Annotated in this window: 14 protein-coding genes and 1 rRNA gene; 6 read left to right on the top strand and 9 right to left on the bottom strand. The window is 52.9% G+C overall.

The window, feature by feature from the left end:
• Nucleotides 1-311: 311 nt before the first annotated feature.
• The 3 genes from ACRTGH_RS06440 to mqnE all read right to left on the bottom strand — a co-directional run bounded on the left by ACRTGH_RS06440 (nt 312) and on the right by mqnE (nt 4,185).
• Nucleotides 312-1,866, bottom strand: a 16S ribosomal RNA gene (locus ACRTGH_RS06440).
• Between the two features lie 710 nt (nt 1,867-2,576).
• A complete protein-coding gene (locus ACRTGH_RS06435) occupies nt 2,577-3,062 on the bottom strand; it encodes a hypothetical protein (RefSeq protein ID WP_368848074.1) in 486 nt (161 codons plus the stop codon).
• Between the two features lie 13 nt (nt 3,063-3,075).
• Nucleotides 3,076-4,185 carry an aminofutalosine synthase MqnE gene (gene mqnE, locus ACRTGH_RS06430; protein ID WP_368848078.1) on the bottom strand — a complete coding sequence of 370 codons (1,110 nt, stop codon included), beginning with the start codon at nt 4,183-4,185 and terminating at the stop codon, nt 3,076-3,078.
• Between the two features lie 192 nt (nt 4,186-4,377).
• Here mqnE and ACRTGH_RS06425 point away from each other — a divergent pair, with 192 nt between their 5' ends.
• The 6 genes from ACRTGH_RS06425 (at nt 4,378) to ACRTGH_RS06400 (ending at nt 10,210) form a co-directional block, all read left to right on the top strand.
• Nucleotides 4,378-4,782: an Asp23/Gls24 family envelope stress response protein gene (locus ACRTGH_RS06425; RefSeq protein WP_368848075.1), complete on the top strand. Its 405-nt coding sequence runs from the start codon at nt 4,378-4,380 to the stop codon at nt 4,780-4,782.
• 85 nt (nt 4,783-4,867) lie between these two features.
• Entirely contained in the window at nt 4,868-5,557 is a 690-nt protein-coding gene (locus ACRTGH_RS06420) for a DUF4234 domain-containing protein (protein WP_368848076.1), read from the top strand.
• 141 nt (nt 5,558-5,698) lie between these two features.
• Nucleotides 5,699-6,076: a DUF4234 domain-containing protein gene (locus ACRTGH_RS06415; RefSeq protein WP_368848077.1), complete on the top strand. Its 378-nt coding sequence runs from the start codon at nt 5,699-5,701 to the stop codon at nt 6,074-6,076.
• A 509-nt stretch (nt 6,077-6,585) separates the two neighbouring features.
• On the top strand, nt 6,586-7,926 hold the full coding sequence (locus ACRTGH_RS06410; protein ID WP_368848039.1) for a purple acid phosphatase family protein: 1,341 nt from the start codon (nt 6,586-6,588) through the stop codon (nt 7,924-7,926).
• Nucleotides 7,927-8,013: 87 nt separating this feature from the next.
• Nucleotides 8,014-8,709: a flagellar brake protein gene (locus ACRTGH_RS06405; RefSeq protein ID WP_368848040.1), complete on the top strand. Its 696-nt coding sequence runs from the start codon at nt 8,014-8,016 to the stop codon at nt 8,707-8,709.
• A gap of 205 nt (nt 8,710-8,914) precedes the next feature.
• Nucleotides 8,915-10,210, top strand: coding sequence for an O-acetylhomoserine aminocarboxypropyltransferase/cysteine synthase family protein (locus tag ACRTGH_RS06400; protein ID WP_368848041.1), 1,296 nt, complete (start codon nt 8,915-8,917; stop codon nt 10,208-10,210).
• Between the two features lie 42 nt (nt 10,211-10,252).
• Here the strand turns inward: ACRTGH_RS06400 and ACRTGH_RS06395 are convergent, their stop codons facing one another.
• The 6 genes from ACRTGH_RS06395 to ACRTGH_RS06370 form a co-directional block, all read right to left on the bottom strand.
• Nucleotides 10,253-10,966: an L-ribulose-5-phosphate 4-epimerase gene (locus ACRTGH_RS06395; protein ID WP_368848042.1), complete on the bottom strand. Its 714-nt coding sequence runs from the start codon at nt 10,964-10,966 to the stop codon at nt 10,253-10,255.
• Between the two features lie 16 nt (nt 10,967-10,982).
• Nucleotides 10,983-11,426, bottom strand: a complete 444-nt coding sequence (locus ACRTGH_RS06390) for an FGGY-family carbohydrate kinase (RefSeq protein WP_368848043.1) — start codon at nt 11,424-11,426, stop codon at nt 10,983-10,985.
• A gap of 61 nt (nt 11,427-11,487) precedes the next feature.
• Nucleotides 11,488-12,492 (bottom strand): FGGY family carbohydrate kinase, encoded by a 1,005-nt coding sequence (locus tag ACRTGH_RS06385; RefSeq protein ID WP_368848044.1) that lies wholly within the window; start codon nt 12,490-12,492, stop codon nt 11,488-11,490.
• A gap of 150 nt (nt 12,493-12,642) precedes the next feature.
• Nucleotides 12,643-13,362, bottom strand: a complete 720-nt coding sequence (locus tag ACRTGH_RS06380) for a response regulator transcription factor (RefSeq protein WP_368848045.1) — start codon at nt 13,360-13,362, stop codon at nt 12,643-12,645.
• Entirely contained in the window at nt 13,359-15,182 is a 1,824-nt protein-coding gene (locus ACRTGH_RS06375; protein WP_368848046.1) for a sensor histidine kinase, read from the bottom strand. Before ACRTGH_RS06375 ends, ACRTGH_RS06380 begins: the two co-directional genes overlap by 4 nt.
• 116 nt (nt 15,183-15,298) lie before the next feature.
• Nucleotides 15,299-15,997 carry a D-lyxose/D-mannose family sugar isomerase gene (locus ACRTGH_RS06370; RefSeq protein WP_368848047.1) on the bottom strand — a complete coding sequence of 233 codons (699 nt, stop codon included), beginning with the start codon at nt 15,995-15,997 and terminating at the stop codon, nt 15,299-15,301.
• Nucleotides 15,998-16,009 lie beyond the last annotated feature (12 nt).

Genomic DNA, 16,009 nt, shown 5'->3' with positions numbered 1-16,009 from the left:
GATCCTAAAATGTTCGGAAAATCTTTGCTGTATTTCTACAGCCTTCGATGATTTTCTTTCATTTTGTCTTCTGTGTAGTTTTCAAGGTACGACTTTGAGAGAAGGTATTCCCTCAAAACTAGACAATGCAGAAAGGCTTATGCCAGCCCTATGCCTCGACTTAAGATCAAGCTGCAACGGCTCGGCGCGGTCAACGTCTCCCAATCACGCTTCGCCTTTCGGCTCGCGTTCTTGGGACGTTTTCGCGTACGAGCTGTTTCCGAATCCGCTGCGCCCTTCGGGCTTGCTTCTTCGACAGCTCAGCACCTTAGAAAGGAGGTGATCCAGCCGCACCTTCCGATACGGCTACCTTGTTACGACTTCACCCCAGTCATCGCCCCCGCCTTAGACGGCTGCCTCCTTGCGGTTGGCCCGCCGGCTTCGGGCGTGAATGACTTCCGTGGTGTGACGGGCGGTGTGTACAAGGCCCGGGAACGTATTCACCGCAGTATGCTGACCTGCGATTACTAGCGATTCCGACTTCATGCAGGCGGGTTGCAGCCTGCAATCCGAACTGGGGGATGGTTTCTGGGATCCGCTCCGGCTCGCGCCCTCGCTTCCCTCTGTCCATCCCATTGTAGTACGTGTGTAGCCCAGGACATAAGGGGCATGATGACTTGACGTCATCCCCGCCTTCCTCCGCGTTCTCCACGGCAGTCTCCCTTGAGTTCCCACCTTTACGTGCTGGCAACAAGGGACAGGGGTTGCGCTCGTTGCGGGACTTAACCCAACATCTCACGACACGAGCTGACGACAGCCATGCACCACCTGTTTTCGTGTCCCCGAAGGGAGGCGTGTATCTCTACACGTTTCACTCAATGTCAAGCCCTGGTAAGGTTCTTCGCGTTGCGTCGAATTAAACCACATACTCCACCGCTTGTGCGGGCCCCCGTCAATTCCTTTGAGTTTCAGTCTTGCGACCGTACTCCCCAGGCGGAATGCTTATTGCGTTAACTCCGGCACAGGAGGGGTCGATACCTCCTACACCTAGCATTCATCGTTTACGGCCAGGACTACCGGGGTATCTAATCCCGTTCGCTCCCCTGGCTTTCGAGCCTCAGCGTCAGTTACAGTCCAGAAAGCCGCCTTCGCCACTGGTGTTCCTCCCAATATCTACGCATTTCACCGCTACACTGGGAATTCCGCTTTCCTCTCCTGCACTCAAGACTGCCAGTTTCCATCCCCTCACGGGGTTGAGCCCCGCACTTTTAAGATGGACTTGGCAGCCCGCCTGCGCTCCCTTTACGCCCAATAATTCCGGACAACGCTCGCCACCTACGTATTACCGCGGCTGCTGGCACGTAGTTAGCCGTGGCTTCCTCGCAAGGTACCGTCACCCAGGCTCAATGTTTTCAAACCCGGTTTTCGTCCCCTGCAACAGAGCTTTACGATCCGAAGACCTTCTTCACTCACGCGGCGTTGCTCCATCAGGCTTTCGCCCATTGTGGAAGATTCCCCACTGCTGCCTCCCGTAGGAGTCTGGGCCGTGTCTCAGTCCCAATGTGGCCGTTCATCCTCTCAGACCGGCTACTGATCGTCGCTTTGGTGGGCCGTTACCCCGCCAACTGGCTAATCAGACGCAGGCCCATCGACAGGTGATAGCATGTTCAGAGGCCATCTTTCATCCAAGAGGGATGCCCCCCTCGGACTTCATTCGGTATTAGCATTCCTTTCGGAATGTTGTCCCCATCCTGTCGGCAGGTTGCCTACGTGTTACTCACCCGTTTGCCACTCTCACCCTTACCGAAATAAAGGTTCCCGTTCGACTTGCATGTGTTAAGCACGCCGCCAGCGTTCGTCCTGAGCCAGGATCAAACTCTCCGAAAAAACTTGATCTTTTTGCGCTATGCTGCGTCATGGCTTCGCCGTGTGTCCTCGACGTACACGAGTACGTCTGCGGGACGCGGCTTCGCCATCATTCCTTGCCTAGCGAAAAAATCTCTGCGCTTTACAAAACTTGATCTTTTTCCGCTATGCTTCGTTGCAGCTTCGCGCCGCGTCCTCAGCGTACACGAGTACGCTTGCGGGTCGTCGCTTCGCTGCGCCTTGCCTAGCGAAAAAATCTCTGCGTTTTTTTCTCCGCTTCGGACTGTAGGACAGTCGTGGTGGAGAAAATTACTTTTTTAGCAGAGAGCCATGATTGGCTCTTTTTTATCTTTGGATACGATTCTTTCGAACCGCATAAAGAAATTGTCGATTGCTTTTACAATTTGTAGTTCACAATCGATGTTTCATCAAGATCTCTCTTGATGGACATCTGGCTTGAATCATATAGATGATTCATTTCTGCATTGTTTAGTTTTCAAGGAACACCGCCGAATTGCTCCGGCTGTTTGCCGCTCGCTCTTCGCAGGCGACTCGACTATCTTATCTCACTCCTGAGTGATTGTCAAGCCCTTTTTTGAAGTTTTTTCGAGCGACCGCCGTCGCTTGAAGCAACAGCAAATAGTATGATACACGAAAGCGGACGGACTGTCAACTCCTTTTTTTCAAAAAAGTTGAACGCCCGTCCGCCAATCGATACAACAGGGACAGATTCAGTCGGAATAGCCTGTCCAAATCTTATAGACCTTGCCCTTGCCGTCCACATAGAAGTCCAGTGAGATCAGTCCCCAGCCGTAAGAGTAGCACCAGCCTTGATTCGCTCGATGCCCTTGCGGCAGTGTACCATAGGCACGCTGAATATCCGTCAGCGTGCTGCCCACATGAATGCCGCGCGGCGTCGCGATCCCGTTGTCCGCCGATGTCATCAGGGAAGCCACATGCATGTTCGAAGCTGCAAACGCCACGACGAAGGAGTCGCCGTAATGATAAATCCAGAGCGAAATATCACCCGATCCCGGTGTACCCTCATGGTAATCGATCCAATCCGGCTCCCCGTAAACGCTCTTCACATAGTCCGCATCGTTGCCGTACTGTACGCCGCCGAGCGCGTAGTCCGTGTCGGGCAGACGCCCTGCCGAGCAAACGCCTGCCGCAAGCAGGACAAGGCAAATTGTCAAAAAAGCAGCATATTTTTTCATCATTTTCTCCTCCTCACTCATACACATGAAGAACATTGAAATTACAGTCACAGGCCGCCGGGATGCGTCCGGCTTCCTTGACGATGCGGATGATATGGTTCTCGGAAAGGGCTCGCGGACTTTTTGCGCCCGCATCGTGCAAAATCGTTTCTTTATGTACTGTGCCGTCGATATCGTTCGCACCGAAGCCGAGCGCGACTTGGGCTACAGGAACGGTCAGCATAACCCAGTAGGCCTTGATGTTCGTGAAATTATCGAGCATGAGGCGAGAAATCGCCATCGTTCGGAGATCGTCCCACAGGGAAGTCTGCACAAGGCCTTTTTCCGCGGCAAGCGCTGTGTTCTTCGGCAAAAACGGGAAACAGATGAAGGTCTGGAAGCCGCCTGTCTCGTCCTGCAGGGAGCGCAGTGCCAGCAGGTGATCAACGCGTTCGGCGAGCGTTTCAATATGGCCGTAGAGCATCGAGGCGTTCGACTTGATGCCGAGGCCATGCGCCGTACGTGCAGCTTCCAGCCACTCCGCCGCCGTCGCCTTTTTCGGGCAAAGCTCTTGCCGCACGCGATCCGAAAGGATTTCCGCCCCGCCGCCCGCGATGGCGCAAAGTCCCGCTCCCTGCAGCTTCTCCAACACCTCGCGCACGGAAAGACCCGAAATCTTGGAAAAATGCGTGATCTCCACACCCGTGAACCCCTTGAGATAAAGCTTCGGAAACGTTTCGTGCAAGGTGCGGAGCCGCTCCAGGTAGTCCTCAAACGTCCAGCCGGGGTGCAGTCCCGAAACGACATGCAAGCCCGCAAGATGCGGATCCTTCATCGCCTCTTCGACGGCGGCAACAGCATCCGCCGCTGTCATCTCATAGGCGCCCGAATCCTCAGCATCGCGCCCGAAAGCGCAAAATTTGCAGTGCGCACGACAGATGTTCGTAAGGTTCACATGGCAGTTCACATTGTAATAGACGATATCGCCGCACTTTTCGCGCCGCACGTGATCAGCCAGAGCGCCAAGCCAGGCGATATCCGTACAGGCAAAGAGCCGCAGCCCATCCTCGCGCGAAAGCCGTTCGCCTGCCAGCACCTTTGTTTCAATATCCTCGTATCCCTTGGGAGAGAGCAAAACCTTCACTTCTTTCCTGGGCGCCTTCAAAGCGGCTCCCTCAAAATTATACAATATCGATTATAATTATAAGCGTCTTTTCAAACAAAGAAAAGCCCCCGTCCAAAATCCCCGCTCCTTCATTGCGGTGCTTCCCATTTTCTGCTATACTATTTTTATATAGAAATGCTTTCCCTTTTATATCAGAAGGAGGTTTTTGTTATGGCAGAAGATATGGCTCCGCTCGTGACGAGCAATGAAGGCCTTGGCTCCATCCGCATTGCTGACGAGGTGGTCAGCGTCATCGCCGGACTTGCGGCCATGGACGTGGACGGCGTCGCCGGCATGAGCGGCGGGCTGATCGGCGGCATTGCCGAAATGCTCGGCCGTAAAAATTTCTCGAAGGGCGTAAAGGTCGAGGTGGGCGAAAAAGAAGCTGCTGTCGACATCACCCTCGTCGTGACGTACGGCGTCGACATCCGCCATGTCGCAACCGAGGTGCAGAAGAATGTGCGCCGTGCCATCGAATCCATGACGGGTCTGCGCGTCGTCGAAACGAACGTGCAGGTGCAGGGAGTCGTCTTCCCCGAGGAAGAGGTCGAGGAACCTGCCGCCCGCGTGCGCTGAACAAACGTCCTGCGAATCCCCGCTTTTCCAAGGCCCCGGGGGCTTCCTGTCCCTTGGGGCTTTATTCATGATTTAGGAGGTCTCCATGCAAATTCGTCCCGCCAATATCCCCTTGGCCATTGTCCTAACCTTCTTCACCGGCGGTCTCTACGGCCTCTATTGGCTGTACCGTCTGACGAACGAGACGCACGAACTTTCCCGCAGGCCGCAGACGCCGGGCGGCATCATCGTCGTCCTGCTCTCCATCGTAACCTGCGGCCTTTACGCCTACTACTGGCTCTACCGTCTCGGCGGCGAGCTCGTGGAAGTGCGCCGGGAACGCGGCCTGCCGCTCGATTCCGTACCGAAGAAGACGTACATGCTTGCCGCCGTCATCCTGACATGCTTTATTGCCGTCTTTTATTTCCTCGATGCTGTACTGTTCGCGGCAGGCCAGTTTGCCGACATACAGCAATCATTCCCCCAGCTGCCGATGAATTTCGCACTGCTTTTCTCCACCATCATCGGCATAGATATCCTCGTCCTCTGCGGATTCGTCCAAAGCGTTATTTTATGGGGACTCATCTGGCTCATCTACAAGCGCAGCGATCCAAATCCGCGCATACTCTATATCGCCTTGGCAGCTTCCCGCACCTCGATTTTCACGCTCGCCTTCCTGCAGCACTCGCTCAACGATCTTCTGCAAGGCGGCGCAGAGGCCGCCCCCGCTCATGCAGGCGCACCTCTGCCAGGAACTCCGGCTGCGCCCGTTCCCTTGGAGAAGCCGCATCCGTGAGCGCACGGCGGAAGCTGCACGCACAGGCGTCCAGAAAGTGGGCATTATGCGCCGCCCTTACAGGAACGCAGCCCCTCCGTCTGCTCCTTCGGCTTAACTTAGGCTTCCCTCTTGTTTCCCGAGTGAAAGGTTGGTCTTATCATGGTGAAAAGAAGCATCCCTCTCGACATCGTATTCAGTATCATTACCTGCGGCATCTACGCTTTTTACTGGCTTTACAAGCTGACCGAAAGCGCCCACATCGCTGCCGGTGAAGAAACGACTGCCCCGTCCGCTCAGACCGTCCTCTTCACCGTCATCTCCTTCGGCGTCTACCAGATTTATTGGCTCTATCGCATGGGCGATACCGTAAACCTCGCCAGAAGGAACCGCGGTCTCACAGAGGATGGAAACCTTCCCCTCATCTATCTTGTGGTGGCCATGGTCGCCTACCCCATCGGCGCCTACGCCCTCCTGCAAAAATCGCTCAATGAGCTGATCGATTACGACGAGACCGGCATCGTACCACTGGTTCCCTGAGAAAAAGCGCCGTCCGCTGAACATGCGGGCGGCTTTTTCCTGCCCCGGAGAATCCATGCACAGAAGAAGGGGCGTCTTCGGCTTGACCTCTTGGGCTTTCATTGTAAGCTACACGCACAAACGTCCACTTCGTGGACATTGTGCCCCGCCCTTACATGAAACCAGCCAATCGCTCTGCGCCTTCGGCTTGACCTCTTGGGCTTTCATTGTAAACTACACGCACAAACGTCCACTTCGTGGACATTGTGCCCCGCCCTTACATGAAACCAGCCAATCGCTCTGCGCCTTCGGCTTGACCTCTTGGGCTTTCATTGTAAACTACACGCACAAACGTCCACTTCGTGGACATTGTGCCCCGCCCTTACATGAAACCAGCCAATCGCTCTGCGCCTTCGGCTTGACCTCTTGGGCTTTCATTGTAAAATAGGGCTTCCGCAACGCTTGACCCATCGCGTAATTCAAGGTATGGTTAGAAAGACATCCCTTTACTTTTTCAAAGGAGGCCGCTCATGTTTCGCATCCCTGTCGCTGTCTCTCGCCGTCATTTCCTGGGAATCGGCGCCCGCTCCCTCCTCGGCCTCGGTCTCGGCTCGTTCCTGCCCTCCGTCTTTGGCGGCGTACCGAAAGCTTCTGCCGCTGAAGGACTGGACGCCTTCTTCGTGCGCCAGCTCGTCGCGCAGGACAACGCCGTCTCACGCGCCATTGCCTGGAATTCCGCCGTAGGGGAGGCGGAAGCCGTCGTCGACGTGCGCCTTGCGGCAAACGGCCAAGACATCGCCTCCGTTCCCGCCCGGGAAACCCTCTTTGCCGATGACGGCGAGCAAAGCTTTTCCCACACCGCCCTGCTCACGGGCCTTGCGCCCGGCACAAGCTACGAATACCGCCTGCGCACAGGCGATACGGCGACGGCCTGGCTGCCCCTGCAAACAGCGGAGCGAAACACGTGTAAGGCGCTGATCTTTCCCGATTCCCAATGCTCGGATGACTACCGCACATGGCGAGCCGCCGCCGAAAATGCAGCCGCCCGACATCCCGACGCCGCCTTCTTCATCATGATGGGCGACCTCGTCGACAACGGAGAATCTTCCTACCAATGGCGTCAATGGTTTGCGGGGGCTGCAGGGCTGATCCGTCGCCTCCCCTGCGCTCCCTTGATGGGCAACCACGAAACCTACGACCTCGGCTGGAAGTGCCGTCTGCCCCACGCTTGGCTCAACTATTTCCCCATGCCCGGCAACGCCAGCGCACGCTTTTACGGCTGGTACTACTCCTTCGATTGGGGACCGTGCCATTTCGCAGCGCTCAACACGCAGTGGGAGGAAGTCGACGCCCTGCGCCCCGGCCTCCTCGCCGAGCAGGCCGCCTGGCTGCGCACCGATCTGGCGGCGAGCCGCAAACCCTGGAAAATCGTGCTCATGCACAAAGATGTCATCGAATACGACTACCCCGACCCGGCGGATCCTGTCACCGGTGACATCAGCACGACGGGCCGCGCCCTCATGCCGCTTTTCGACGAACTCCGCCCCGCCGTCGTCCTCACGGCACACCAACACACCTACCGCCGCCTCGGCCGGATTCTCCGCTTCGCCCCCGCTGCCGACGGCCCCCTTTACATCGACACCGGAAACTGCGGCAACTGCTATTACGACGTGCCGCAAAACCCGCGCTTTGACGAGAAGATGCTCGCTCAGCCCGAGCGCGGCAACTACATGACGCTCGAAGCCTCAAAAGAGCACCTGCACCTTCGCTGCTATCTGCCCGACGGCACCCTGGCAGACGAGGCTGCACTCGACCACCCTGCCCCGTCCGCCTCGAAAGCACAGGCCGCTGACGCAGGGAGCGCCGATTGAGCGCCCGTCCCTCCGCTTTCCCCACAGCGACACACCGCTGAAAATCAACCGATACCCCGTACCAAAATATAAAAAGAAGGTGAAGCCATGACCCCACAGGATTTCGACGAAAAAGACCAGCGGACGCCCGAGGAAACATTGGAAATCGACAGCAAGATCTACCTGCTCGAGGAAGGAAAGACCAAGGTCAAGATCGCGCGTCTCAAGGAAATCACCCTTGACCGGCTCATACTCGAGATGATGATGACGGATGAGGCTTATGCCCACGGCCCCGGCACAAACGCGAAGTTTCGCGGCGCTGCCCCGAGCGACAAATGCACCTACCGTTTTGAAAGCACCTTTTGCGGCAGCAGCCCGCTTCCGGATCACCTCTGGTTCATGGAGCGCCCCGCCTTTGTCGTGCGCCAGCAAAAGCGTGATTTCGTGCGCGTGCCCTCACCCATTCCCATGCACGTGACCTTCTTCAACGACTACGGCGGCAAAAACAAGGCGAAGGCAACGACGCTCGTCGACATCAGCGGCAACGGCGCCGCTTTCGTCTGGAAAGAAGAAGTCGAGAACGGCACCGAGCTCGAAATCGAAGTGCCGGATCTTCCCGTCATCGGCACGCTGCAGACAAAGGCCGTCGTCATGCGCTCCATCGACCGCACGGCTCTTGCGACGCCCGTCTACCATATCGGCGTCAATTTCCTGGAGTATCTCGACAGGCGCGAGCAGCACAAACTCGTGCGCGGCGTCTTCCTCCTGCAGCGAAAGTACCTGGAACGCGGCCTCGGCATATAAATACGCCTGCTCTTTCCTTTCTCCCGTAAGGGCGGAAAAAATATTTTATAAATCCTATTGACAAAGTATGTTATTGTGCTATAATCGCTTTAACATATCGTTTTGGTATGTTAAAGCGATTATAGGAGTCACAGATACCATAAGATTGGTGTCGGATGGATCCGTGATTCCTGCAGTACATTCCCCGCAGAAAGAGGAGATCATCATGAGCGAAGAAAGAAAATACAAATTCGAGACGCTGCAGCTCCATGTCGGACAGGAAGAGGCCGATCCGACAACGGACGCACGCGCCGTCCCCATCTATCAGACGACATCCTACGTCTTCCACAACGCGCAGCATGCGGCCGACCGCTTCAGCCTCAAGGATGCGGGCAATATCTACGGACGCCTCATGAACCCGACGCAGGACGTGCTCGAAAAGCGCCTCGCCGCACTCGAAGGCGGCATTGCGGCACTCGCCTTCGCTTCAGGCGCAGCGGCGGTCACGACGGCGCTGCAGGGGCTTGCCCATGCCGGGCATCACATCGTCGCGGCGACGACGCTCTACGGCGGCACATACAATCTCCTCGAGCATACCTTCCCCGACTTCGGCGTCACAACGACCTTCGTCGACCCTGAAAAAGGCGTCAACGCCTTTGCGGACGCCATCCAAGACAATACGCAGCTCATCTACATCGAATCTGTCGGCAACCCCAACGCCAACCTCATCGATATCGAAGCCGTCGCTGCCATCGCCCACAAGCACGGCATCCCGCTCGTCGTTGACTCCACCTTTGCGACGCCGTACCAGCTGCGTCCCTTCGAGCACGGCGCCGACATCGTCATCCACTCGGCGACAAAATTCATCGGCGGCCACGGCACGACGCTCGGCGGCATTGTCATCGACAGCGGCAAATTTGATTGGGTATCTTCCGGACGCTTCCCGTGGCTTGTCGAACCAAACGCCAGCTATCACGGGCTTTCCTTCGCCAAGGATGTCGGGGCGCCCGCCTTCGTCGTCTACCTGCGCGCTCTTCTGCTGCGCGACACGGGTGCCGCGATCTCGCCCTTCAACGCCTTCCTCCTGCTGCAAGGCGTCGAAACCCTGTCCCTGCGCGTTGAACGCCATGTGGAAAATGCCCTGCAGGTCGTCCAGTATCTCGCAAAGAACCCGCATGTCGTCAAGGTCAACCACCCCGCACTCGCCTCGCACCCTGACCACGCGCTTTACGAACGCTACTTTCCCGCGGGCGGCATTTCCATTTTCACCTTTGACATCAAGGGCGGAGAAAAGGAAGCGCAGAAGTTCATCGACCATCTGAAGATCTTCAGCCTTCTCGCCAACGTCGCCGACGTGAAGTCCCTCGCCATCCATCCGGCCAGCACGACGCATTCCCAGATGAACGAAGAGGAGCTCGCCGCCAGCGGCATCACCCCCGGCACCGTCCGTCTCTCCATCGGCACGGAGCACATCGACGACATCCTCTACGACCTCGAGCAGGCCTTCAAGGCTCTCGGCTGACAGAAGCTCCTAATCCCTGCAGTGATGTTATGCATCAATAACTCACTGTAGGGATTTTCTATTATTCTGCCCATAATAAGCATTAGCACCATGTTTTCGCGAATAATGTTTGTTAAGAAGATATTGCGGCACAGGCCTGCTGTCATGTGCGAGCTGCAGCGTATGATAATTCATCTCAGCAACAACATCCAGGATTTTTGCTGTTTCGACAGCCTGACTTGCAGTTTTTCCCCATGCAAATGGGCCATGCTGTCTCACCAAGACTGCGGGGACAGCCAACGGATCAATCTTTTGCTTACGGAAAGTACACACAATGGCCTTGCCCGTATTCTCCTCATAATCATTTTCTATTTCCTCTTTTGTCAAAGCCTCTGTAACAGGCACACGCCCATAAAAAGTATCGGCATGTGTGGTTCCCATCGCCTCCACCCCAATACCTGCTTGTGCAAAGGAAACAGCCCAAAAGGAATGCGTATGCACAACGGCGCCAATATCAGGAAACTCCCGATAAAGAATTCTATGCGTGGGAGTATCACTTGACGGATTCAGTTCCCCCTCAATAACATTGCCTTCCATATCGACAACGACCATATCCTCAGGACGGAGCTTTTCGTACGGGACGCCCGATGGTTTGATAACAAAAAGCTCTTTTTCACGATCAATCCCAGATACATTGCCCCAGGTGAATATGACAATGCCAAGCTTCGGCAACAACATATTCGCTTCATATATTTCTTGCTTAAGTTCTTCCAGCATGCACAAGGCCTCCTCGTCAATCATCGTCCAGAATATTGGCGGCTCGTTCAATCGGCAACGCCTGTTTGTAACGCTTCATAAACTGCTCGCAGCCAACACCCCCCATCGGCTCCGGCATAAGTGTCGTACTTTTCGGCTTTTGAAAAACGACTTCATCAAGAAAATCTGCCAACAACTTGTTCTCACCATATTTTGCGAAACAAGCAAGTACTGCCATGCCCCAAGACCCGCCTTCGCCTGCTGTTTCCATAAGCGTTATTGGGAGATTGAGCATATTTGCCAGAATCTGCTGGGCAATGACTGGTGTCCGGAAAAGACCTCCTTGCGCAATCATGACATCCGTCTTGATGCCCTCCTCCCCTACCAGGATATCCATGCCAATTTTCAACGGAGCAAATGCCGCATAAAGATGCGCTAACATAAAATTAGGTAAACTTAGCCTGCTATGCGGTGTGCGCAAAAAAGAGGTCGTCCTTTCTGCACGTAGGTAATGTTTTCTGCAGACAGGCAATTATAACTTATCAGTCCACCTGCATCGGATTCCGCCTTAGATGCATACAAAAAAGCATCTTGTAAAGCTGATCTTGATTCAGATCTGTCCCGAGGCCTTTTGCAAAATCCCAGAACACTCCCACCCACGCATTGATATCCGAGGAGCAGTTGTTGGTATGAACCATGGCAACGGGTACGCCATTCGGAGTCGCGACAATATCAATATCCCGATGGATCTCCCTGAGAGGCGCATCTAACACGTTCATGGAAAAGGCTGACGTCCCAACAGAAATATTGCCCATGCGCTTTCGAACCGCATTTGTGCTGACCATCCCGGTTCCCGCATCTCCCTCTGGCGGAACCATCAAAGAACCTTCTTCTAGCTTGCCGCTTTTATCAAGAAGTCTTGCTCCTTCAGATGTAAGGATCCCTGCATTTTGACCAGCACGCAGGACACGCGGTAATATACTGCCAATTTCCCATGAATAATCCTTGACAAGTTCCATGCGGGAAAAGGCATCCAGTCTTTGTTGATCATACGTGCCGCTTTTTTCATCCACAGGGAACATCCCGGAAGCATCACCAATGCCAAGAACCTTTTCGCCGCAAAGCTTCCAATGTACGTACCCGGATAATGTCGTAAAGAAGGCGATGCCCCTTACATGTTCTTCCGAACGGAGAATTGCCTGGTAAAGATGTGCGATACTCCAACGCTGGGGGATATTGTAACGGAATACTTCCGTCAATACGTCCGCCGCTTCTTCCGTAATATTATTGCGCCATGTGCGAAACGGCACGAGTTGCTCGCCGGCTCTGTCAAAAGGAAGATACCCATGCATCATAGCGCTGACCCCAATGGCGCCGATCTTTGCCAAAGACATATGATAACGGGCCTCTACATCGGCAGCAAGCTGCGCATAGCATTCTCTCACACCCAGCCATACCGCATCAAGCGAATATGTCCATATGCCATTTTCAAATAGACTTTCCCATGTAAAACTGCCACTGGCTATGATTTGGCACCCAGGATCCACAAGAACCGCCTTGATACGTGTCGACCCCAGTTCAATACCCAGACAGGTTTATCCATCCCGTATTGCTGCGGCACTCCGTTTCATATCCATAACAAACTCCCTCCTGCCGGATATTTTGTTTATCCCTCAGTATAAAGCAGCACACCCGATTCAAGACTCCCGTCGTCGATATTCCACAGGCAGCATTCCTGTACAGCGTTTGAACATCCTGCTGAAATACCTGGCATCCTGGTATCCGCATCGCACGGCAATATCGGCAATAGTCACTCTTGTATTGCGTAAAAGGCGCTTGGCGCGTTCCAGGCGTTTCATCTTGACATATTGACTAAAATGACTTCCAGTTTCCCGGTAGAATTGAGCGCTTAAGTACTCAGGCGTTACCTTAAGCTTCTGCGAAATTCCCTTGAGCGGCAAAACGATTCCTTCAGACGAATCAATAAGTTTCAATGCCTGTTGAACCAGCCGACTTGTCGGAGCTTGTTTCAAAGCCCCCTCCTCGTCCTCCATTTTGCTTGAAACCTTATCCAACGCATCCATAAGCCCGTTTACTGTAATGGGTTTTAACAAATACTCATCAACGCCAAGCGAAATTGCCTGTTGTGCATAGGAAAATTCGGCAAACGCACTTAAAAGAATGATCTTTGCCCTGCACTTTTCCCGTTTCATCTCCTGCAGCATGCCAATGCCATCCAATACCGGCATCCGTATGTCTGTGATGACCAAATTCGGATCATGCTTACGTATAAGCTTCAATCCCTCTTCCCCGTTTTCTGCCCAACCAGCGACCTCGTAGCGCGGATCCAGTTTTTCCAATAGATGAATCAAGCCTTCTCTGCTGCGAATCTCATCTTCAACCACGACGATTTTCATTGCCCTCCCTCCTGGATTTGCGGGATTGCAAGGGATACTTTTGTTCCCTGCCCCACCACACTTGAAATCTTCAACTCGGCTTCCTTCCCATAATACAAATGAAGTCTATTGCAAACATTATAGATGCCAATATGATGTACATCTGGATTCTTTAGATCTTGTATCATCTGTTGTATCTTGTTCAACTTGTCCTGTGATATGCCTACGCCATTATCTATTATTATGATTTCTATACGCGCCCCTCTCCTATGCATATAAATCTCCAATCTTGCTGCCCTCCCTGTACGAGAAAATCCATGCAAAATGGCATTTTCCATAAACGGCTGCAAAAGCATCTTATAGATAAGACATTCTTCCAGTCCTGATTCAAGTTCAATTCTATATTGGAAAGATCCCTTTGCTTTCATCTGCAGTAAATGGAGATATTTCTTCATCCAATCGATTTCCTGTACAAGCTGGGTGGGTTGATTGATTCCCGTAATTGCATAGCGCAAAATCTGCGCAAGCAAATGTACGGCATCACTTATGCCGTATTCTTCGGCATCAATCGCCATCCAGTTGATCATATCCAAGCTATTATAGAGAAAATGAGGATTGATTTGGGCTTCGAGCACACGGATTTCAGCATCCTTTTGTTGGAGCGTCATGATCTTGATGCGTTCAATCAAAGCGTTAATCTTATGCAGCATGTGATAGAATTTCGCATGGAGACCATCGATTTCCCTGATAAAGGAACGCTGTCGCAGCGGCATGACCAAAACATCGTCATCCGAAAAGCGCATATCCTGCAGCAGCTGATTCAAGGAGTGTATTACCTTGCGGTTCAGGAAAAAAACCATGCTGCCTAACAGGATTGCTACTAAAAGCATTCCCAGGACTGCAATTTGATATTGTCGGTCGATATAACTTATGAGATCATGCTCGTCCGATACTCGGACGAGATTCCAACCAAAGCGATCATCATGCAGGATCTGCACATCCAAGCCATTTTCTCTGAATACCCCATTAGTATATAAAAAGGTTCGACATGCCTCGGCTAAATTCTGGCGCTCAGTACAGGGAATATTGTGGCCAATCAAGGCAGGATCGGGGAAAGATACAATATTGTCACTGCGATCAAGGATAAAGCAAAAGCTTCTTTGTTCCTGCTGCAGCGGATAAGCCAAATCCGCATTGCACTCTTTATTGAGTACATCTGCATCAAGGCTCAAAATAACGATGCCCACCGGTGCTCCGTTTTTTCCTCCCCGTATGGCATGGGCAATATGAAAATAATGGTAGATCTGCCCCGAAAAGTCCTTTCCTGACGTTGTAGAAAATGCATACGTCCTTCTGTGTTCCACCACCTGTTGATAAATGTACGAGAGCGGCATAGAAGAATCGTTGAGCCAGTTGTGTTTTTCCTGCGATCCTTTCAGACGATCAAAGAGAAACACCTGCCCATCTTCTGTGACAATCGTGATAACTTGTACATAAGACTGCCCATGTATTGCCGTGCGCAGGAGCTGTGTAATCTCAAGCCGCGCCCGTGCAGCATCTGCCCTTTCCTCGTCCGCCTCCAACCAATGCATAAGTTTCTTGTCCGTATAAAGCTGATACAGCATATAATCATAAGAGGAAAGCGCAATCTGCAAGTTTTGCTGCATCTGATACAGATGACGATTGGCGGCATCCTGCATGATATGATTCACAATTTGAATATTGCTCAAATAGGAAACAATCTGTATACAGGCAACAGGAAAAATGAAAAGCAAAACAAACGCATAGCAAAACAAATATTTCAAAGAAAATTTGATTGGAGAAAAAAAAAGCCGTTTCACAGGATCACGCCCCATAGGATTGATTCAGATACCTTTGAAAAATATTATAGCAGTATCCGTGAAAAGCGAACAGGGAAACCGCCTGTCCCAGGAGATTTCCCTGCACAACATTCAGCTCAACTTTGCCGTATGCTTGCGTAACGCTCATAATCCTTGAAAAGCAAATACTTAGCCGGCACATCCTCCTCTATCTCCGGCAGACGGGAGCCAGCCTCATGAAACCGGTTATCCACGCGATCATCATTGGTTGATGAAACTTCAAACAAGGCGATATCACCGGTTCCTGGAACGCCCTGCCACTGATGATATTGGTAAGGCTTCAAAGTAATGCTCTGCCCGGGGTGCAGAACTACCTCGCCCCCAGCGGGCACCTTCATTTTCCGTCCGTCAATAGACACAAGAACGTCCGTATCGGCAAAATCTTCTTTTTCATCCGCATTGAACAGTTTGAGCCGCAAGTCGCCGCCGCCGCGATTGATGATGTCCTCAATCTTCTGCCAATGGAAATGGAAAGGCAGAATTTGCCCATCGCGAACAAAGAGCAGTTTTTCGCAATATGGTTTAGGATAAGTAATTTTATCATGGAAATTTCCATTGCGGAAAGTGAAGATTGTCAGACCAATCTTAGAAAAATCACCGCAGCCAAAATCCGTGATATCCCACCCGAGCATATTGTCGATCAGTTCCCGCTCATCGGCAGGGAGCATTTCCCAACGCTCCCTATTATAAAAAGCAAAGGGAGGCAACGGAAAGGCAAGTTTTCCGGCAGCTTCGACAGTATAATCAATGATGTCGTTGATTTCAGACCTTTTCATCTTTTTCTTCCT

This window comes from Selenomonas oralis, assembly GCF_051603425.1.
GTDB lineage: Bacteria > Bacillota > Negativicutes > Selenomonadales > Selenomonadaceae > Selenomonas > Selenomonas sputigena_A.
Note: the sequence above shows the minus strand (reverse complement) of the source record. Positions and strands in the feature narration are given on the sequence as shown.